Origin of the sequence: Mesorhizobium sp. M1A.T.Ca.IN.004.03.1.1, assembly GCF_003997555.1 — a bacterium.
GTDB lineage: Bacteria > Pseudomonadota > Alphaproteobacteria > Rhizobiales > Rhizobiaceae > Mesorhizobium.
Genome location: NZ_RZTV01000001.1, coordinates 312,851 through 332,492 on the forward strand (window position 1 = coordinate 312,851; position 19,642 = coordinate 332,492).

Genomic DNA, 19,642 nt, shown 5'->3' on the forward strand with positions numbered 1-19,642 from the left:
CTACACCATCCGACCTCACGCGGCTTTAACCCCGATTGGGATAGCTTTGACCTCGAGGGGAATGGGACAGGTAACCGATGTTTGTTGAACGCGAAGCCTCCATTGGGGAGCCGACCTCGCAGGAGCGCCGCGACGCCCAGCAGAGCGACAAGCGCATCCTGGGCAACGTCGTGCAATGCGACGGTGCGCGCGCTACCATCAGCGCCTATGCCGAAGATGCCGAAGGCACGGTGACCGGCCTGTGGACCGTCGGCAAGATGATTTCCATCAACCTTGGCGCGACGCGAACCGTTGGCCTTGTCTATGCGATCGGCAAGTCTGACCGCGCCTGGAGCAATGAGGGCCAGAACGCAATCGAGGTCAGCATCGAACTGATCGGCGAGGTGCGCGACGGAGCCGAGCCCAGCGCCAAACCGGTCTTCGACCGCGGAATCACCACCTATCCGCATATCGGCGCGGTTGCCCACCGTATCCGCAGCCGCGACCTGCAGGCCGTCTACGATCTCGCCGGCCGCCATTCGATCACCATCGGCACGCTGTCCCAGGACGAGGCGATCGACGCCAACATCGCTGTCGACGACACGCTGGCGCGCCATTTCGCCATTGTCGGCACGACCGGCGTCGGCAAATCCACGGCTGTCTCGCTGCTGTTGCGCAAATCGATCGAGGCGCGGCCCGATCTGCGCGTGCTGATCCTCGACCCGCACAACGAGTTTGCCGCCTCGCTTCCGGAATACTGCGTGAAGGTTGATTCCAAGACGCTCGACCTGCCGTTCTGGATGTTCAGACTGGAAGAATTCGCCGAAGTTCTGTTTCGCGGTCGCGAGACCGTTCCGGAGGAAGTCGACGTCCTGCGCGACCTCATCCCGGCCGCCAAGAACCTCTATCGCAACCCGAGCTCCGGCTCGTATATCAGGCGCGGCAGCGATGCGCTGACGGCGGACACGCCGGTGCCTTACCGCATCGCCGATCTGCTCAAGCAGATCGACGAGCGCATGGGTCTGCTCGAAAGCAAGAACGATCGGCCGACACTGAAGTCGTTGAGGACGCGCATCGAATCGGCCGCTTCCGACCCGCGCTACCGTTTCATGTTTAATTCGCGGCTGATCGAGGACACCATCCACGAGACGATCGGCAACATCTTCCGCGTACCGAACCATGGACGTCCGGTGACCTGCTTCGAGATGGCGGGCATGCCGTCCGAAGTCGTCAATTCGGTCTGCTCGGTGCTGGCGCGCCTCGCCTTCGACCTTGCGCTCTGGAGCGAGGGCCGGCTGCGGCTGCTCCTGCTTTGCGAGGAAGCGCACCGCTACATGCCTGCCGATCCGCGTCTCGGCTTCGCGCCGACCAGGCACGCTTTGTCGCGCATCGCCAAGGAAGGCCGCAAATATGGCTGCTATCTCGGCGTTGTGACCCAGCGTCCAGGCGAGCTCGATCCGACCATCCTGTCGCAATGCTCGACTTTCTTCGCCATGCGGCTCGCCAACGAGCAGGACCAGGCGATCATCCGCTCGGCGATCGCCGATTCCTCGGCCTCGACGCTCGCGTTCCTGTCCTCCATGGGCCAGCGCGAAGCCATTGCCTTCGGCGAAGGCGTGGCGACGACCATGCGGCTCAAATTCGAGAAACTGTCCCAGGAATTCATTCCCGGCACAGCGAAGCGGGAGCAGGCCTTGCCCGCGGATTCCGGCGACGATGTCGATCTCGCCGGAATTGTCGAGCGTCTGCGCAACGTGCCGAAACCGCAGCAGTCGATAGCGTTCGCCGAAGCCGTCGATACCGGGCGCCAGGCTGGCGACCCCGACTACCGCAAGCCATCGGCGCCGCGCGTGCAACCGGACGACGATTTCGACATGCGTTACGGCCTGAGGCCCTCGACCTTCGGCATGCGCCAGCAGAACGACTAATCGTTCTGCATCTTCGCGCCGACTGAGTCCCGGGCTGAGTCGACTGAAGTCGCTTTCGAGAACCGGAGCGGACATATAGTCCGTGAGCACGCGCATGACCCCGAAAATCGAGAACGCTTTTCGGAAAGGATCATAGGAGACGCGCGGCGCGGTAGAAGCGCAGAACACGGCTCCCGGCGGCCAGCGTCAAGAATTTGATCATGGAATTTCAGGCGCAGACGCGGTTGCGGCCCTGCTTCTTCGCCTCGTAGAGCTGCCGGTCGGCGCGGCGATAGAAGTCCTCGGCACTCTCCTTGCGGTCCCAGACGGCGAGGCCGACGCTGGTGGTGACCTTCAGCCGCACATTGCCCGACATGATCGACAGGTTGGCGATCGCCTTGCGGATGCGCTCGGCGAACCGCGCGAGCAGTTCCGCATCCATGTTGGGCGTGACCACGGCGAACTCCTCGCCGCCCAGCCTCGCCACCACATCGTGATAGCGGGTCATGCCCCGTACGCACTGCGCGACAGACCGCAGAACCTCGTCGCCGACATCGTGGCCATGCGTGTCGTTGACCTGCTTGAAATGATCGAGATCGAGGATCATCAGGCCCACCGGCTTGTCGATGCGGCCGAATTCGTCGAGATATTCCCGCAACGCGTCATCGAAGTAGCGGCGGTTCTGCATTCCGGTCAGGCCGTCGGTGAGTGCTGCGTGCTCAAGCGTTTGCGAACGGGCGCTCAGCGACACCGTCATGGCGCGCAACTTGCCCTCTTCCCTCACCTGGCCGCGGATCAGCGGGTAGATGAAGAAGGTTCCAAAGAACAAGGCAGCAGCCAGCAGCGCACCGGTCACGAACAGCAATTTGTTGAGATAGGCGATTCTGTCGAGACGCGATGCGGTGTCGAGAGCGGTCGCGATATCCTGCAATTGGCCATAGGCGTGAAAGGTCACCAGGCCGGCGGCCAGGATCACGAAGATAAAGACGAAAAACGCCGATTCCGCCTTGTGAAAACGCATAACGCCCCGCGGTACTGCGACCGTCGCCGTTATGGCATGCCAGGCCTTACGGACGGTTAACCCGGACAACCGTGACGGGAAGCTGCGCCCTCAATTCCAAGCCCTGATCAAATCGCATTCTATCAGTCCTCGATTGACCATTTCTCGCCCGGGCGTAACCTTTGCCACTCCGGCCCCAGTTGGTGTTTGAACCAGGTCGTCTGCCGCTTGGCATATTGGCGCGTCGCGATCTTGGCTCGCTCAATCGCTTGGGGAAAGCCCATGTGTCCGGCCATCGCGGCCTGCAGCTCGCGCACGCCGATCGCCTTCATCGCCGGCAGGTTCGGATCGAGGTCGAGTGCCATCAACTGCCTGACCTCGTCGAGCGCGCCCTTGTCGAGCATTTGATCGAAACGCGCCCCGATACGCGCCACCAGTTCGCCGCGATCCGGCTCGATCACCAGGAAGCGTGCGCTGTCGCGGTCGATGAGCGGCTGGCCGCGTGCCGCTTGCCATTCAAGGATCGACCGTCCCGACGCGTCGAGCACCTCCAGCGCCCGCACAATGCGCTGGCCATCGGTCGGCCGGAGCTGCATGGCGACAGCCGAATCCTGATGCATCAGTACACGGTGCAGCCGTTCTGCCCCTTGTTCCTTGAGTTCGTAGCGCCAGCGCTCACGCACCGAAGGCGGAATGTCGGGCATGTCCGAGATGCCTTCGGCTAAAGCTCGGAAATAGAGCCCGGTGCCGCCGACGAAGACAGCCGGCCGGCCGGAGAAAATACCTTCCGCGATCAGCCCGGTGACGTCGCGCAGCCAGGCGCCGGTCGAGTAGGCTGTCGAAGGATGCACGTGACCGTACAGATAATGCGGCACGCGCGCCGTTTCGGCCGCGCTCGGACGCGCCGTCAGCACGTCCAGAACCGAATAGCCCTGCATGGAATCGGTGTTGACGATCACGCCGCCCTTGCGCTCGGCGATGTCCAGCGCCAGCGCCGACTTGCCGCTGGCGGTCGGCCCCGCTATCAGGATGGCGTTTTTCACGCGGCCTTTGCCCGCCTGCCTGCCGGAATTTTCGATGCCTCTGATCGCCACGCTTGTGTCCAATCCCAAAGACCGCCGAGTGTCGGTCCCGCTTGCGAATATCGCCTCGCGAGCGGCAGGCGCAAGCGCCGTTCATTGGCTGGCCGAGGATGTCGCCTGCGATCTGGTTTTGCTGGAGACTCCCGACATCGGCGAATTGACGGCCAATCTGCGCGCGGCATTGGCCTCCGAGCCGGTCGACATCATCGTCCAGCCGGCTGAAGGCAGGAGGAAGAGGATCCTGCTTGCCGATATGGATTCGACCATGATCAATCAGGAATGCATCGACGAGCTTGCTGACGAGATCGGCGTCAAAGACCGTGTCGCTGCGATCACCGCGCGATCGATGAATGGCGAGATCGCATTCGAGCCGGCCTTGCGCGAACGCGTCGCCTTGCTGAAGGGCCTCGACACGGCGGTGGTCGACCGCATCCTCGCCAACCGGCTGACGCTGGCCGCCGGCGGCCGCGCGCTGGTGCAGACCATGCGTGCCAACGGCGCCTGGACGGCGCTGGTCTCAGGCGGCTTCGACGTCTTCACCAACCGCATCGCCGCAATGCTGGGCTTCCAGGAAAACCGCGCCAACCGGCTGATCGAGGACGGCGGCAGATTCACCGGCACGGTGGCCGCGCCTATTCTCGGCCGCGCCGCCAAGGCCGAGGCGCTGCTCGACATCGCGGCAAGGCTGGGCGTGACGACGCAGGATGCCGTTGCCGTGGGCGACGGCGCCAATGACCTCGACATGATCCGCCTGGCCGGCACTGGCGTCGCTCTTCACGCCAAGCCGGCGGTGGCTGAGCAGGCAAGGATCCGCATCGACCACGGCGATCTGACGGCGCTGCTCTACCTCCAGGGCTATCGCCAGGACGAGTTCGTGCAATGAAGCCGATCCGCACCGAGCGCCTCATCTTGCGCAATTGGGAAGAGCGCGACCGCGCGCTCTTCCATCGCATCAACTCGGACGAGCGCGTGATGGAATTTTTTCCGTTCCGCCGCGACCGGGCCGCGGCGGACGCAAAGATGGACGAGCTCCGCGCCTGGATCGATGAGGATGGCTACGGTTTCGCCGCCGCCGAGATTGCCGCCACCGGCGAGTGCATCGGCTTCGTCGGCCTCCTCCAAACCGATCATGTGCCTTCCCTGCCGGCCGGCACGATCGAGATCGGCTGGCGGCTGGCACCGGAATACTGGCGCAAGGGCTATGTCACCGAGGCATCCGAAGCCTGGCTCTCCTTCGGTTTCGAAACGCTGGAGCTGGACGAAATCGTCTCCTTTGCCGTCGTGGAAAACCATCGTTCGATCGCCGTCATGAAGCGGCTCGGCATGCGCGCCGACCCGGGCGCCGATTTCGACCATCCCGCCGTGCCGGACAGCCACCCTCATCTTAAGCGGCATGCGCTGTACCGGCTGTCGCGCGACGACTGGCAGGCGCGAAAAAGGGCGGCCCGCTAGCCGCCCATTCTTGCGAATCAACCCGTTCGGGCTCTCCGGAATCAGTCCATCCGGATCGTGACGAAGCGCAACTCGCCGGATTTCGAGGCGAGCATCAGCAGCGCGTTCTTGCGGCCCTGCTCTTTCAGCGCGCCGATCCGGTCCATGACATCCTTTGGCGTGCCAACCGATTCCTGCGCGATCTCGGTGATCACCTCGCCGGGCTGGATGCCGCGTTCGGCGGCGGCCGAATCCTTGGCGACGTCGGTGATGACCACGCCCGACACATCGGCCGCGATGCCGAATTTCTGTCTGGTCTGCTCGTTGAGCTCGCCAACGGTCATGCCGAGCACCGAAGCCGTCGACACAGGAGCCGCCTTGTCGCCCTTGTCCTCGCCGGTACTGCCGTTCTCGCCGCTGGCCAGCTTCTCGCCGTCCTCGAGCCGGCCGAGCGTCACCTTCACTGTCTGCTCGACGCCCTTGCGCACGATGACGACGTCGACGGCCTTGCCGACCGGGCTTTCGGCGACGACGCGCGGCAGGTCGCGCATTTCGTGGATGTCCTTGCCGTCGAATTTGATGATGACGTCGCCGGCTTGAACCGTGCCGTTGTCGACCGGTCCGCCCTTGATGACACCGGCCACCAGCGCGCCCTTGGCCGTCGCCATGCCGAGGCTTTCGGCGATGTCTTCCGTCACCGGCTGGATGCGCACGCCAAGCCAGCCGCGCCGCGTTTCGCCGAACTGGCGAAGCTGATCGACGACGCCCGCGGCGAGCTGCGAGGGAATGGAAAAGCCGATGCCGATCGAGCCGCCGGACGGCGAGATGATCGCCGTGTTGATGCCGATGACCTCGCCACTGCTGTTGAACAGCGGACCGCCGGAATTGCCGCGATTGATGGCGGCGTCGGTCTGGATGAAGTCGTCATAGGGGCCGGAATTGATGTCGCGGTTGCGCGCCGAGACGATGCCGACCGTGACCGTGCCGCCAAGACCGAAAGGATTGCCGATCGCCATCACCCAGTCGCCGACGCGCATCTTAGTGGAATCGCCGAACTTCACCGCCGTCAATTTGTGGCCCTTCGGATCGACCTTCAGCAACGCGACGTCGGTCTTTGTATCGGTGCCGACAAGCGTCGCCTTCAGCGTCACGCCGTCGGAGAAATTGACCTCGATGTCGTCGGCATCGGCGATGACGTGATTGTTGGTCACCACGATGCCCTGCTCGGCATCGATCACGAAGCCGGAGCCAAGCGACTGCACCTTCTGCCCACCGCCCTTGTCGCCGCCGCGGTTCTTGAAGAAGTCATCGAAAAAATCCTGGAAGGGCGAGCCTTCCGGAAGCTGCGGCATCGGCACCGCACCGGGGCCTTCCGTGCCTTTGACGGTTTGCGAGGTCGAGATGTTGACCACCGCGCCGAGCAGGCGTTCGGCAAGGTCGGCGACGGAAGGCGGCGCGTCGGAAGCGATCGTGGGCGTGACGAAGGACGGGACGGCAACTATGCCGACGACGAATGCGGTGGCGCCGGCGAAAAACCTGCGCCGCGCCGCGCGCAACAGGGTGTCGGATATCATCGTGGCCTCCCGGCGTTTTGAAAAAGAAAGGCGCTTCCGCAAAGGCGCCCGTCAATTCATGTTGGCAAGAAATAAGGCACGTTTGCGGCTATAGCTATCGGCGGAAGATAAATCGTCAATCGCCTCGGCACCAAGGAATTTCATCAGCCGCGAACCAGCCAGACGATGGCGACGCCGAGGGCGATTGCAGCCAATCCGGCGATCCGCAGCACATTCTCCGGCAACGACAGCACCTCCGCCGCCAGTTTCCTGGCCAGAGCCGGAAACCCGCCATAGACCAGGCCCTCGATGACGAGGACCAGGCCGATGGCCGCGAGGAAATCCTGCACCGTCCGCTACTGGGCGCTGCCGGGTTGCGTGGCCGGGGCTGCCGGCGTCGCGGGCGCGGGCTGCGATGCCGCCGGCTGTCCGGGCTCGGGCTTGCTTTCCGGATCGCGGAAGAAACGGAAGAACTCGGAGTCGGGCGACAGCACCATGGTGGTTCCGGTGCTGTCCAAGGCTGTGCCGTAAGCATTCATCGAGCGATAGAAATCGAAGAAGCCCGGGTCCCGCTTATAGGCTTCAGCAAAGGTGGCGCTGCGCTGCGCCTCGCCCTCGCCGCGCAGGATCTCCGATTCTTTCTGCGCCTCGGCGATGATCTCGACGACCTCGCGGTCGGCCCTGGCTTTGATACGCTGCGCCGCCTCGTTGCCACGGGCTCTCAGCCGCTCGGCTTCCGCCAGGCGTTCGGCTTTCATGCGATCGTAGGTCTGCTGCGATACTTCGGCGGTCAGATCCGTCCGGCGGATGCGCACATCTTCGATGTCGAGGCCGAGCGACGTCGCGTCCGGACGCAGTTGGTCACGCACCTCGCGCATCATGACGCCGCGTTCTTCGGAAAGTGCCGCCTCGAAATCGCGCAGACCATAGACGCGGCGCAGCGCCGCATCGAGACGCGTCTTCAGCCGGGCTTCGGCGAGTTCCACCTGCCCCGATACCGCCGCGCGGAACGTGCGCGGATCCGAAATGCGGTAGGCGATGAAGGCATCGACCTCGTAGAACTTGCCGCCGGAGACCTGAACGCGGATATTGTCGAGGTCGAAGCGCATGACTTTTTTCTCGATCGTCTGAACGCTGTCGGCATCGAAGAAGGCGAATGGCGCCTTGAAATAGATGCCCGGCTCGGTCTTGACGTCGATGATCTCGCCGAACCTCAGCACGATTGCCTGCTCGCCCGCCTTGACGACGAACACCGACGAATAGAGCAGAAACAGAAGGACGGCCGCGATGACCGCGATGATGGGAAGACGGTTGGCCATCACTGGTTACCTCCCAGCGCAGGCGCGGGCGGCGCCTTGGGCTGCAGTGCCGGCAGCGGCAGATAAGGAAGCACACCCTGCCCGTTGCCCTGCTCGACGACGACCTTGTTCGAGTCCTTCAGGATCCTCTCCATTGTTTCCAGGTAAAGGCGCTTGCGAGTCACGTCGGGCGCCTTGGCGTATTCGTTGTAAACGGAGATGAAGCGCTGCGCCTCACCTTCGGCTTCCTGCACGACCCGGTTCTTGTAGGCGGCGGCATCTTCGCGGATCTGGGCCGCCTCACCGCGCGCCTGGCCGAGCTTCTGGTTGGAATATTGATTGGCCTGCTCGACGAACTTGTCCTCGTCCTGCTCGGCGCGCTGCACCTCGTCGAAAGCATCGGCGACCTCGCGCGGCGGCGCGGCGTCCTCGATGGAGATTGCGTTGACTTGCAGACCCGTCTTGTAACCATCGAGCGTGTTTTGGATGATCTCACGCACCGATGTGGCAATACCCTGGCGATCGTCGCGGAAAATATCCTGCGCGGGGCGCCGGCCGACGACCTCGCGCATGGCGCTTTCGGCCACCTGCGTCAGCATGCCGTCGGGATCTGAGACGTCGAAAAGATAGGCCCTTGGATCGGAAACCTGGTAGGCGACCGAGAACTGCACATTGACGATGTTCTGGTCGCCGGAGAGCATCAGCCCGGAGCCGCTGCTCGCCCCGCCGCCGATGCTGACGAGCTGCTCGGAAATCTTTGCCGTTTCGATCGTTTCGATCGGCCACCAGTGGAAATGCAGGCCTGGCTGCGAGAGCTCGGCCTTCGGCTTGCCGAAGCGCAATTCGACCGCGACCTCGTCAGGCTGCACGGTATAGATGGCCTTGAAAGCCCAAAGCACGACAAGCGCGAGCGCGATCAGCCCGAGGACGGCCGGGCTGGCGCCGCCGCCTCCCGGAAGAGCGCGCCGCAGCCTGTCCTGGCCGCGGCGGATGATGTCCTCGAGATCGGGAGGCGACCCGGGCGGGCCGCTCGGGCCTTTCGGTCCCTGTCCCCAGGGCCCCTGATTGCCGCCGCCGCCCCATGGGCCGCCGCCACCGCTCTTGTCGTTCCAGGGCATGAATGTCCTTTCGCTTCGGTTCCCTCAGGCCTTGCGGCGCGATCCTAGCGCATGACCTCGAAAACCGATATCGGTTTTTCCGAAAGGAATCATGCGCCAAATCAAAGTTTTACGGCGACCTTCTTGCGCGTCCGGTTGGAAGCGTGGCGCTGTACCCTCGTTCTTCTATAGGGACGCCGTGACGCGCTTTCAACGCGATCCGCTACGCGCGCCTCCGATTTGAGCCGTCAGCGACCCTTTGTCCTCGTCAGTGACCGTCGCCGCGGCGCTCGTAAACCGTATAGCGTGTCGCGTGGCTGTCCTTTTCGCCCGCCGGAAAATCCTCGGATCGGACGATCCGCCAGATCGCGGGGTCGATCGGCGGAAAATGAGCGTCGCCATCGACCGCGGCCAGCACATGGGTGACGTGGAGACGATCGGCCAGCGGCAGGGCCTGGGCATAGATCTCGCCGCCGCCGACGACGCAGATCTCCTCGGCACCTGCCGTGCAGCGGCCGCGCACCTTGGCCAGCGTGATCGCCTCGTCGAGCGAATGGGCGACTTCGGTGCCCTCGGATCGCCAGTCTCTGGCTCGCGTCACCACGATGTTGAGCCTGCCGGGCAGGGGCCGGCCGATGCCCTCATAGGTCTTGCGGCCCATGATGATCGGCTTGCCCATCGTGTCGGCCTTGAAGCGTTTCAGGTCGCTGGAAAGCCGCCACGGCAGCCCGCCTTCGCGTCCGATCACGCCGTTCTCGGCAATGGCGACGTAGATCGCGATGTCCATCAGCCGCCGTTCCCACTATTGTCCGACGGCTCAAGCAGCAAGATGCCGATATCGTGCTCCGGATAAAAATCCTTGGCCGTCATCTCGAACGTCGTCGGACCGACCTTGCGGACATTGTCGCCACAGAAGGAGACCAGATTCTTTGGGCTGCCCTTGTCGATGGTGAGCTTGAAATTGCCGATACTGCCGGACGCCCAGTTGCCGCCGGTGGTCAGGATATATGCGATGCGGCTCTCGAAATATTTGGGATAGCCGTCGGGATTTTCCTTCGCTGCCTTGCGCACAGCGTTCTCGAACCCGCCGTCCATGCAGTAGCGGGTCTTGTAAGTGTCGTACTGCCCCTGGAACTTGCCGTCGTAATAGAAGCTGACCGATGACGTGCCGCCGACGCTCGGCTTGTAGCGGTGCGAGACATGGACTTGCTTGTTGGCCGGGAAGGTGGAGCGCCACCAATAGGTCGAGCGCAATTGCCAGAACGGCGCGTAGGCAGTTTGCATGCCCGAACCGTTGTCGGCGGTGTCTTCGATGATGATGCCGCGATCTTCCCAATCCTCCGCGACGTCCTTGGGCAGCTTTGCCAGCGCCGCCTTGGCGGCGTCGCCGAACGGATAGAGCGGCACGTCGTGCGCCTGGAGTTCCGCGGTGATGTCGATGCCCAGCGCGAACGCCTTTTGTTCGAGCTGCGGGTTGGCGTCGACGCCGTCGATCGTCACCTCGAAGCCGAGGAAATTGTCGCTCTGCGCTTCCGGGATCGCCGGCATCTCGTTCGGGTCGCCTTCGATGTCCGGCATCGGGAAGGCGACGATCGCGCTGACGTCCTTGTCGGTATTGTTGCGGAAAACGTAGTCGACGGTCACTTTTTCCGGCGAGATGAAGAGATCCTCGCTTTCCATGGCAACCGCATCGCTGCGCGACAGGATCAGCCCGCCGGTGCCAAGCTCGGCAACGGAATCGTTGGCGAAGGCAGGTGCAACCGAGAATGCCAGCGCTGCAGTCAGGATAGTGCGTAACATGGCTCCCCTCTCGACGGCATGACCGGGATCATGCGGGTGCGCTTCCATCTAGAGCAATTCCAGGAGAAGTAGCTAGAGGCGTTCAACGTTTCTGCCAATCGGTGGAAGTTTTGCGTTCCCGCATGCCTGCCTGCCCCCGTCTGGACACCGGCCGCCCGATCGGGCAGGAGGACGCCTATGCGCAAGCTTCTCGTCATCGGCATCGGGGCCGGCAATCCCGACCACATGACCGTACAGGCCATCAACGGCCTGAACCGGGCCGACGTGCTGTTCGTTCCCGACAAAGGCGCCAGAAAGAACGACCTCGCGGAACTCCGCCGGCAGATCTGCGACCGCTTCGTCACAAACCCGAAGTCGCGCCGCGTCGAATTCGACGTCCCGGTTCGGGCCGAGCCGACATCGTCCTATCGCGTGACCGTCGACGACTGGCACGAGGCGATCGCCGAAATCTATGAAGGGCTGATCCGCGACGAGCTTGCCGAGGACGACTGCGGCGCGTTCCTGATTTGGGGCGACCCCTCGCTCTACGACAGCGCGCTGCGCATACTGGAGCGCGTGCGCCTGAGGGGCAATGTCGGTTTCGAGCTCGAGGTCATTCCGGGCATCACCGCGATCCAGGCGCTTGCCGCCGTCCACGCGACCGCGCTCAACCGCATCGGCGATTCGATCCTGGTCACCACCGGCCGCCGGCTGACTGAGGAAGGCCTGCCCGCGAATGCCGGAAGCACCGTTGTCATGCTGGACGGCAAGTGCGCCTTCAACACACTGGTCGACCAAGATGTTTTCATTCAGTGGGGCGCTTATCTCGGCACGGCGGACGAGATCATCCTTTCCGGCCGCCTCGGCGATGTCGGCGCCGAAATCGAGAAGGTCCGAGAGGAAGCTCGGCGCAAAAAGGGCTGGATCATGGACACCTATTTGCTCCGCAAGCCCGGGGAGCCGGAGGAATAGGCCCCTTACAGGCCCAATCAACCGGCGTCGATCTCGGCCTGCAACGCCTGCATATGTACGGCCGCCGCTGAAGCCGCCGCGCGCTCGATCGCTCTGAAACGGCTGACGACGGCGAGACCCACGGCGGTCAATTGCGCGCCGCCGCCTTTTCGGCCGCCGGTCTGCGCCGCCACCAGCGGCTTGCCGAACACCCGGTTCATGTCCTCGACCAGGTCCCAGGCATGCTTGTAGGACATCTCCATGCCGCGCGCCGCGGCCGAAATCGAGCCGAAAGCGGCGATCTGCTCCAACAATTCGATCTTGCCCGGACCAATTCGTCCGTCAGGGTCGAGATTTATCCGCAGGCTCAGCGATGGCATCCCTTGTCCTCTGCGATCATGTCGAGATTACCCTCTCCGCCGCCACATCGCTATTCCAAACCAACATAGCGATATTGCCCTTTCGTCAACCATCGGCCTCCACCGGCAGCCCAGCACCTGTCGTCGCGCTGTCAAAGCTCACCGTCTTGATCACCGCGAAGACCTCGCGGCCGAGCGCGAGCCGAAGGCTCTGCTTCGACTGTTCGGTGACGCGCGCCAGCACCGTTGCTCCGTTGCAGTCGATGGCGATCTCCACCGTAGGCCCGACGCCCGGCCTGACCGCGGCGATTTTGCCCGGCAGTATGTTGAGCGCGCTAAGACCCGACGGCTGTTCGGTCGCGATCATGACATCGCGGGCGCGGATGCGGAGCCGCACCAGAGCTCCCGCCGGGCGTGAAACGCGCGGCACGCGGATCTCGCCGGCCGGCGAGCCGAGCACAGTCATGCCGAAAGCCTCGTCGTGACGCAAAACCCTGGTGTCGAGCACCGCGCCGCCCTCGCCGCGCTCCTCCGCCGGCAAGAGGTCGAGCCGCTGCATGATCGCCTCGGTCGGGCCGAAAGCCGCGATCTTGCCTTGGGACAGCACCGCCACGTCGGTCGCCAGCCGCGCCACCTCGGCGACGGAATGGCTGACATAGGCGATCGGGATCTTCGTCTCATCGCGCAGCCGCTCGATATAGGGCAGGATTTCGGCCTTTCGCGCCTCGTCGAGCGAGGCAAGCGGCTCGTCCATCAAAAGCAGTTTCGGGCTGGCAAGGAGCGCGCGGCCGATCGCCACGCGCTGCTTTTCACCACCCGACAATTTCGCCGGCCGCCGGTCGAGCAGGGGACCGATGCCAAGGAGTTCGACCACCGCATCCATACTGGCGTAGCGCTCGGCAACCGGCGTGAACCAGCGGCCATAGCGCAGATTGCCGGCGACGCTCAAATGCGGGAAGAGCCGCGCATCCTGGAACACCATGCCGATCCGTCGCTTGTGCATCGGCACGAAGATGCCGGCGGCGGTGTCGACCAGCACGCGCCCGTCCACCGCGATCCGCCCTTTCCGCGGCCGGATCAGCCCGGCGAACACATTGATCAGCGTCGACTTGCCCGAGCCCGAAGGCCCAAACAGCGCCGTCAGCCGGCCGGCGCTTTCGAAACTCGCCTCGATGGCGAAATCGCCGAGACGATGACTGACGTCCACCGAGAGCGTCATTCGACGTCCATCCGCTGGCCGATCCGGCGCGCCAGAACCTCGGAGGCCACCAGCGCCACCATCGAGATGACGATCGAAATCAGCGTCAGGCGCAGCGCTCCGGGATCGCCGCCCGGCACCTGCGTGAAGGTGTAGATCGCCGAGGGCAGCGTCTGCGTCTCGTTGGGGATGTTGGAGACGAAAGTAATGGTCGCGCCGAACTCGCCCATCGCCTTGGCGAAGGACAGGATCGCGCCGGCGATCAGGCCGGGCAGGATCAGCGGCAGCGTGATTGTGGCGAACACCCAGACCGGGTTGGCGCCGAGCGTGCCGGCGGCCGCCTCCATCTTGCGGTCGACTGCCTCGATCGACAACCGGATCGCCCGCACCATCAGTGGAAAACCCATCACCGCGCAGGCAAGTGCTGCCCCCGTCCAGCGGAAGGAAAAGACGATGCCGAAATGCTCGGCGAGGAAGGCGCCGGCCGGCCCGCGCCGGCCGAAGGTGAGCAGCAGCAGATAACCGGTCACCACCGGCGGCAGGATCAGCGGCAAATGCACCAGCCCGTTGAGCAAGGTCTTGCCCCAGAACCGCCCCCGGGCCAGGACCAGCGCGATCAGGATGCCGGGCGGCAGACTGGCGATCATCGCCACCGTCGCCACCTTGATCGACAGCCGGACCGCATTCCATTCGTCGGGAGTGAGGTCCAGCAGCCAGTTCATATGCGGTGTTAGGTCTTTCTCAGTTGCTCGGCGCGAGCACCGTAAAACCCTGTTCCTTGAAGAGCGCGGCGGCCTTGGCCGACTCGACGCATTTCAGGAAGGCAGCCGTATCCTTGTCCTTCGAATCCGCGGTCTGGGCAATCGGATAGATGATCGGCGGGTGCGAATCCTCGGGGAAGGTGCCGACGACCTTGACGCCCTTTTCGGCATGGGCGTCGGTGGCGTAGACGATTCCGAGCGCGGCCTCGCCCGTCGATACCAGCTTGAGCGCGGCGCGGACATTCTCGGCCTGCGCGACCTTGCCTTCGACCGAGGACCACACGCCCAGCCATTCCAGCGCCGCCTTGCCATATTTGCCGGCGGGCACCGCCTTGAAATCGCCCATGGCGAGCCGACCGTCGCCGATGAGCCCGGCGAGGTCGAAGCCCTTCTCGACCTTCGCCTCGACCTTGGAATCTTGCGGCGCCACCAGCACGATCTGGTTGCCGAGCAGTTTCACTTCGGTGTCGGGCCTGGTCAGCTTCTTGTCGGAGAGATACTTCATCCAGTCGAGGTCGGCCGAGACGAAGACATCGGCCGGCGCGCCGCCTTCGATCTGCTTGGCCAGCGCCGAGCTTGCCGCATAGGAAATCGTGGCCGCCTCGCCGACCTCCGGCTCGCAGGCCTTGTTGACCGCATCGAGCGCGTCCTTGAGGCTGGCCGCGGCGAACACGATCACCTTGTCGTCGGCCTGAGCAGCGGGGACAGCCGCCATCAACGCTGCCGTCAGTCCGCCGATGGGGATCGCCTTCAAGCCAAAACCCTTGCCCGTCATGAAACCTCGTCCTCTTCTGAAAATCCGTTCGGCTCGAGCCCTGACCGATATATCCCGATGAACATAACAAGAAAAGGACTTTTAGGCTCCGCGCCGTTGTCCGTCAGGATCCCACCAGCCCACGGTGAAGTCCGTTCGATACAGCGAGGCATAGGCAGATGTAGATCAGCGCCGGCAATGTCCTGAAGGGCAAGGTCATCGTCGAGGGAGCGACCACGTCGCATGTCCGGATAGCTATCGGCGGCGGCGTCCTCGACACGGCTTCGATCACCAACGAAGCGGTTGCCGATCTGCGACTGGGCAAGTAGGGCCTATGAAGTGATCAAGGCCTCCGACGTCATCGTCGGGACTGGCTGACGGCTTGAGCGCTGGCAGCGCTCAAAGCGGGCCTTATACCGCGATCGGCGCCTTGATATTGGCGTCCGCAAAATAGTTCTCGAGGCGGAAATCCTCGAAGCGGAAGGCAAAAAGATCCTTCACATCCGGGTTGATCCACATCGTCGGCAGCGACTTCGGCGTGCGCCGCATCTGCTCGCGCGCCTGCTCGAAATGGTTCGAGTAAAGATGCGCATCGCCGAGCGTGTGGACGAAATCGCCAGGCTTCAGGCCGGTGACCTGCGCCACCATCAGGGTCAGCAGGGCGTAGGATGCGATGTTGAACGGCACGCCCAGGAAAATGTCGGCCGAGCGCTGGTAGAGCTGGCAGGAGAGCCGGCCTTCCGAAACGTAGAACTGGAACAGGCAATGGCAGGGCGGCAGCGCCATCGCCTCCACTTGGGCCGGATTCCAGGCTGAGACGATCAGCCGGCGCGAATTGGGATTCTTGCGTACCTCCTTGAGAAGGGCGGCGATCTGGTCGATCTCGCCGCCATGCCCATCCGGCCATGAGCGCCACTGCTTGCCGTAGACAGGGCCGAGATCGCCGTTCTCGTCGGCCCATTCGTCCCAGATGGTGACGCCGTTGTCGTTGAGATATTTGATGTTGGTGTCGCCGGCCAGGAACCACAGCAACTCGTGGATGATCGACTTCAGATGCAGCTTCTTGGTGGTGGTAACCGGGAAGCCGCGCGAAAGGTCGAAGCGCATTTGGTAGCCGAACACCGACCGCGTGCCGGTACCGGTGCGGTCGCCGCGATCGGCGCCGTTCTCCAGCACATGCTTCAACAGGTCGAGATATTGGCGCATCGGCTCGGCCTCGATTCGGATGACAAGCGATCATAGCCGACTGGCGGTCGGTCGAATACCCAAAGCCTACAGATGTCGATCCGGCGCGAAAAATCCACGGCGCCGGCACGTTGCCATGCCGGCTGCCGATCGCCTTGCCTCACAGAGAACCCAGTTTGCCCAGGTCCTTCGCCACCAGATAGTAGAAGGTCACGCGGCTCTTGGTGTTGTCGGCGGCCATCGCCTTGCACGCCTTCTCGATCGAGGCGTCGGCCTTCTTGGCGTCGGCAATCCCAAGCTTCTTGGTCACCCAGTTGTCCCGGACGCGCTCGAGCTCCTTCGGGTCCGCACAGGAGACCAGGGAGGAATCGCGGTTCCTGAGCGCGATGCCCAAATGCTTGACGATCTTCTCGACCGCATCGGCGCTGGCGCCGGCATCGTATTTCTTCACATCCGCAAGATAGTCGGCCATGAAACTTCCCCTCGTCGGCGCCACGGATCCGATCGATGAGGCTTGTGGCGCGCCGCGCAACTTGTGCGCTAGGTCAGGATATTCCTCATCGCCGGCGGAGCTTCGATTGAGTAGACGCGCAAGTCAACCCTCGGCTGTCGAGTTTGGCGCAGGGGACAAGCCTCGACTTGGCCCTTTCATTTTCCGTAACCGCTCCCTATATTCGCTTCGTCGGCTTGACCGACTATGGCGATAAACAGGCGATGAAATAAGCCGTTCGGACCCGGGGGCGGTACCCGGCGCCTCCACCAAAAACCGCTCTTCCAAAGGGAGCGGTTTTTGCTGGGGGCGAAATAGGATCGACGAAGGTGTAAAGATCGTACTTTTGCCCGGCATTGTACCACCGTCATCGGGCTAAACTTATAGTTGCCAACGACAACTATGCGGAAGCTCGTCTCGCTGCTTAATGCAGTGCGAACGCTTCAAATCAAGCCCTAGAGGTTCGCACTTCTAGGCGGGGTTCGGAGGTACCTGGCAACAGAAACCTCCACCTTCCCCCTCGCCTTCTTTCCAAGTCAATTGAACGGCCGAGCATGCTTGGCGCGCATGCTTGCGGTCCTGCCTGGGCTGAAAAAGGCCGGGCAATCCCGGCCTCTTCCGATTTTCTATCCGCGTCTTACTCGGCAGGCGCTTCGACCGCTTCGCGCGCACGGCCGAGCGTCAGCTTGGCCAGCATGAAGGAAATCACCGCGCAGAGCGTGATGCCGGCCACCATCGGCAGCGGCGTGCCGTCGAAGAAGAGGCCCGCCACGCCCATGGCCAGCGCGCCGATGGCGAAGTGCAGCGTGCCCATCAGCGCCGATGCCGTGCCGGCGATCTCGCCATGCTCTTCCATCGCCAGCACGGAGGTGGTCGGAATGACCAGGCCAAGGAAGCCGTAGCCGACAAAGAGCAGCGCCGCCATCACGTCGAGCCGGTCGACACCGGATGCCATGATCGCGAACAGCGCCACCATCACCGTGGCATAGCCGGTCACCGCGACCCACACGACCCGCTTCAAGCCGAAGCGATCCGCCAGCATCCCGGTCAGCTGCGACATGCCGATGAAGGCGACCGCGTTGATCGAGAAGAACACGCTGTAGACCGACGGCGACAGGCCGTAGTGGTCGATCAGGATGAAGGACGAACTCGACAGATAGACGAAGAAGCTCGCAATGCCGAAGCCGGCGATCGCCGTCAGGCCAAGGAAGTTGCGGTCGCTCATCAGGTAGCGGTAACCGGCAAGTGCCGTGCCGAAGGACGAGTTGGCGCGCTCCTCCGCCGAACGCGTCTCTTTCAGCGAGGTCGCGAGCAGGATGGTGGCTAAAGCGGCGGCGCCCGTCACAGTCCAGAACACGGCACGCCAGCCGAAGCTCTCGATGATCTGGCTGCCCGTGAGCGGCGCGAGGATAGGCGACACCGAGAACACCAGCATCAGCAGCGACATCAGCTTGGCGGCCTCGTTGCCGGTGTGCAGGTCGCGCACGATGGCGCGCGGCACTGCCATGCCCGCGCTGGCGCCGAGCCCCTGCAGGAAGCGGAAGGCGATCAGCCACTCGATATTGGGCGCCATAGCCGAGCCGACGCCGCCAACCATGAACAGCGCGAGTCCGACATAAAGCGGCAGCTTGCGCCCGACAATGTCCGAGATCGGTCCGACGACGATCTGGCCGAAGCCCATCGACAGGAAGAAGATCAAGAGGCTCATCTGCACGGCGGCGGTGCCAGCTTTCAAATCCTCACCGATCGAAGGCAGCGCTGGAAGGTACATATCGATGGCGAAGGGGCCGATTGCGGACAACAAGCCGAGCACGACCGCGATGCGGAGGAATTTGGGACTCATGATAAGGGCTTCTTTCGGATCTGGTTGTCGCCGTGGTCCGGCGTCTACCCGAGGACGTTCCATCCCGTGGAACCCCGACATCCGGGATGTGAAATCATCGTCGCTTCAAAGCGCGATTCTGTCGTTCCCGGGAGCGGGCTTCGCTTTATTGTGTCTACAAATTTAGACAGCCTTGTCCAATTCGTCAATCATCGCTATATAGTTTTTTATGAAGGTCGGCGTTTCTCCTGACACTTTCCCGCCACGCAGCCACGAGGCCAAGCGCATATCGGTGGTTGATGCTGCCGCTTCGGTCTTCTGCCGCGAAGGCTATGCCGGCGCCAATATCGACCTGATCGCGGCCGAGGCCGGCGTTTCGCGCCAGACCGTCTACAATCACCATGGCGATAAGGAAAAGCTGTTCATGGCCATTGTGCGCGACCTGACGGAGCGCTGCAATGCCGGCATCTTCGCCACCATTGCCACCTTTCCCGACCAGCCCGCCGATCTCGAAGCCGATCTTGTCGCCTTCGCGGTGCGCATGAACCGCAACTGTATCTGCAACCGCGACGGCCGCTTCCTGCGCAAGCTGATCCAGGCCGAGGGCGAGCGCTATCCCGAGCTTTTTGCCGAGTGGCGCGAACAGGGACCGGGCCGCACCTGGTCGGCGCTTGCCGCCCGCTTCGCGCGGCTGGCCTATGCCGGGCACCTCTCGATCGACGATCCGGACGTGGCGGCGCGGCAGTTCCTCGCACTAGTCAACGCCGAGTTGCAGACAACCTTCATGCTCGGCGGCATACCGACGGAGGAAGAGGTGGTGCGCTCAGCGACCAATGGCGTGCGCACCTTCCTGGCCGCCTTCGGCAGGAAGAAAGCGGCAGCCGCCCGGCAGGCCGCCCTCGCCCACGCCTGAGCGATCAAATCGCCGCCAGCCCTCTTGGCCTTAGCTTTCGGCGCCTATATGCGGTTTACGCCGCGCCCAAGCTTGATTACAGC

At 63.5% G+C, this 19,642-nt stretch carries 20 protein-coding genes, 1 other RNA gene and 1 pseudogene; 7 read left to right on the top strand and 15 right to left on the bottom strand.

Annotated elements, in window-relative coordinates:
• Positions 1-77 precede the first annotated feature (77 nt).
• Complete coding sequence (locus tag EOD29_RS01520) at positions 78-1,907, top strand: ATP-binding protein (RefSeq protein WP_095824891.1); 1,830 nt, start codon at positions 78-80, stop codon at positions 1,905-1,907.
• Positions 1,908-2,115: 208 nt separating this feature from the next.
• Here the strand turns inward: EOD29_RS01520 and EOD29_RS01525 are convergent, their stop codons facing one another.
• Positions 2,116-2,907 carry a GGDEF domain-containing protein gene (locus EOD29_RS01525; RefSeq protein ID WP_066990920.1) on the bottom strand — a complete coding sequence of 264 codons (792 nt, stop codon included), beginning with the start codon at positions 2,905-2,907 and terminating at the stop codon, positions 2,116-2,118.
• A 122-nt stretch (positions 2,908-3,029) separates the two neighbouring features.
• Positions 3,030-3,974, bottom strand: coding sequence for a tRNA (adenosine(37)-N6)-dimethylallyltransferase MiaA (gene miaA, locus EOD29_RS01530; RefSeq protein WP_127246126.1), 945 nt, complete (start codon positions 3,972-3,974; stop codon positions 3,030-3,032).
• Here miaA and serB point away from each other — a divergent pair.
• Together serB and EOD29_RS01540 are read left to right on the top strand one after the other, a co-directional pair.
• Complete coding sequence (gene serB / locus EOD29_RS01535; RefSeq protein WP_127245772.1) at positions 3,964-4,851, top strand: phosphoserine phosphatase SerB; 888 nt, start codon at positions 3,964-3,966, stop codon at positions 4,849-4,851. The two genes, miaA and serB, sit on opposite strands and share 11 nt — an antisense overlap.
• Positions 4,848-5,420: a GNAT family N-acetyltransferase gene (locus EOD29_RS01540; RefSeq protein ID WP_095802670.1), complete on the top strand. Its 573-nt coding sequence runs from the start codon at positions 4,848-4,850 to the stop codon at positions 5,418-5,420. Before serB ends, EOD29_RS01540 begins: the two co-directional genes overlap by 4 nt.
• Before the next feature lie 41 nt (positions 5,421-5,461).
• Here the strand turns inward: EOD29_RS01540 and EOD29_RS01545 are convergent, their stop codons facing one another.
• From EOD29_RS01545 to EOD29_RS01570, 6 genes are all read right to left on the bottom strand, one after another.
• The gene (locus EOD29_RS01545; protein ID WP_127245773.1) at positions 5,462-6,973 is read right to left on the bottom strand and encodes a DegQ family serine endoprotease; all 1,512 of its coding nucleotides are present in this window, start codon (positions 6,971-6,973) and stop codon (positions 5,462-5,464) included.
• 143 nt (positions 6,974-7,116) lie between these two features.
• On the bottom strand, positions 7,117-7,302 hold the full coding sequence (locus EOD29_RS01550) for a DUF2065 family protein (protein ID WP_095783779.1): 186 nt from the start codon (positions 7,300-7,302) through the stop codon (positions 7,117-7,119).
• 6 nt (positions 7,303-7,308) lie between these two features.
• Entirely contained in the window at positions 7,309-8,271 is a 963-nt protein-coding gene (locus tag EOD29_RS01555; protein WP_095779003.1) for a protease modulator HflC, read from the bottom strand.
• Entirely contained in the window at positions 8,271-9,368 is a 1,098-nt protein-coding gene (hflK, locus tag EOD29_RS01560; protein WP_127245774.1) for an FtsH protease activity modulator HflK, read from the bottom strand. Before hflK ends, EOD29_RS01555 begins: the two co-directional genes overlap by 1 nt.
• A 247-nt stretch (positions 9,369-9,615) precedes the next feature.
• Positions 9,616-10,134 (bottom strand): dihydrofolate reductase, encoded by a 519-nt coding sequence (locus EOD29_RS01565; RefSeq protein WP_127245775.1) that lies wholly within the window; start codon positions 10,132-10,134, stop codon positions 9,616-9,618.
• On the bottom strand, positions 10,134-11,147 hold the full coding sequence (locus EOD29_RS01570) for a DUF4424 domain-containing protein (RefSeq protein WP_127243561.1): 1,014 nt from the start codon (positions 11,145-11,147) through the stop codon (positions 10,134-10,136). The genes EOD29_RS01565 and EOD29_RS01570 overlap by 1 nt, the downstream gene beginning before the upstream one ends.
• Before the next feature lie 177 nt (positions 11,148-11,324).
• Between EOD29_RS01570 and cobF the strand changes: the two genes are divergently transcribed.
• A complete protein-coding gene (cobF, locus tag EOD29_RS01575; RefSeq protein WP_127245776.1) occupies positions 11,325-12,098 on the top strand; it encodes a precorrin-6A synthase (deacetylating) in 774 nt (257 codons plus the stop codon).
• A gap of 17 nt (positions 12,099-12,115) precedes the next feature.
• Here cobF and EOD29_RS01580 read toward each other — a convergent pair whose 3' ends face one another.
• The 4 genes from EOD29_RS01580 to modA form a co-directional block, all read right to left on the bottom strand.
• A complete protein-coding gene (locus tag EOD29_RS01580; RefSeq protein ID WP_066990897.1) occupies positions 12,116-12,457 on the bottom strand; it encodes a winged helix-turn-helix domain-containing protein in 342 nt (113 codons plus the stop codon).
• An 85-nt stretch (positions 12,458-12,542) separates the two neighbouring features.
• The gene (gene modC / locus EOD29_RS01585) at positions 12,543-13,655 is read right to left on the bottom strand and encodes a molybdenum ABC transporter ATP-binding protein (RefSeq protein ID WP_127245777.1); all 1,113 of its coding nucleotides are present in this window, start codon (positions 13,653-13,655) and stop codon (positions 12,543-12,545) included.
• The gene (modB, locus tag EOD29_RS01590; RefSeq protein ID WP_127245778.1) at positions 13,652-14,356 is read right to left on the bottom strand and encodes a molybdate ABC transporter permease subunit; all 705 of its coding nucleotides are present in this window, start codon (positions 14,354-14,356) and stop codon (positions 13,652-13,654) included. The genes modC and modB overlap by 4 nt, the downstream gene beginning before the upstream one ends.
• Before the next feature lie 19 nt (positions 14,357-14,375).
• On the bottom strand, positions 14,376-15,170 hold the full coding sequence (gene modA / locus EOD29_RS01595) for a molybdate ABC transporter substrate-binding protein (protein ID WP_127245779.1): 795 nt from the start codon (positions 15,168-15,170) through the stop codon (positions 14,376-14,378).
• Between the two features lie 164 nt (positions 15,171-15,334).
• Between modA and EOD29_RS01600 the strand changes: the two are divergent.
• Positions 15,335-15,527 (top strand): annotated as a pseudogene (locus EOD29_RS01600) (transporter).
• Between the two features lie 33 nt (positions 15,528-15,560).
• Here the strand turns inward: EOD29_RS01600 and EOD29_RS01605 are convergent.
• Both EOD29_RS01605 and EOD29_RS01610 read right to left on the bottom strand, forming a co-directional pair.
• A complete protein-coding gene (locus EOD29_RS01605; protein WP_127245780.1) occupies positions 15,561-16,355 on the bottom strand; it encodes a thymidylate synthase in 795 nt (264 codons plus the stop codon).
• A gap of 139 nt (positions 16,356-16,494) precedes the next feature.
• Complete coding sequence (locus EOD29_RS01610) at positions 16,495-16,806, bottom strand: DUF2853 family protein (protein WP_066990883.1); 312 nt, start codon at positions 16,804-16,806, stop codon at positions 16,495-16,497.
• Positions 16,807-16,976: 170 nt separating this feature from the next.
• Between EOD29_RS01610 and ssrA the strand changes: the two genes are divergently transcribed.
• Positions 16,977-17,337, top strand: a transfer-messenger RNA (tmRNA) gene (ssrA, locus tag EOD29_RS01615).
• 124 nt (positions 17,338-17,461) lie between these two features.
• Here the strand turns inward: ssrA and EOD29_RS01620 are convergent.
• A complete protein-coding gene (locus EOD29_RS01620) occupies positions 17,462-18,667 on the bottom strand; it encodes a multidrug effflux MFS transporter (protein ID WP_127245781.1) in 1,206 nt (401 codons plus the stop codon).
• A gap of 208 nt (positions 18,668-18,875) precedes the next feature.
• On the opposite strand from EOD29_RS01620, the gene EOD29_RS01625 reads away from it, so the two are divergent.
• Positions 18,876-19,559 (top strand): TetR/AcrR family transcriptional regulator, encoded by a 684-nt coding sequence (locus EOD29_RS01625; protein WP_127245782.1) that lies wholly within the window; start codon positions 18,876-18,878, stop codon positions 19,557-19,559.
• The last annotated feature ends 83 nt before the right edge of the window (positions 19,560-19,642 follow it).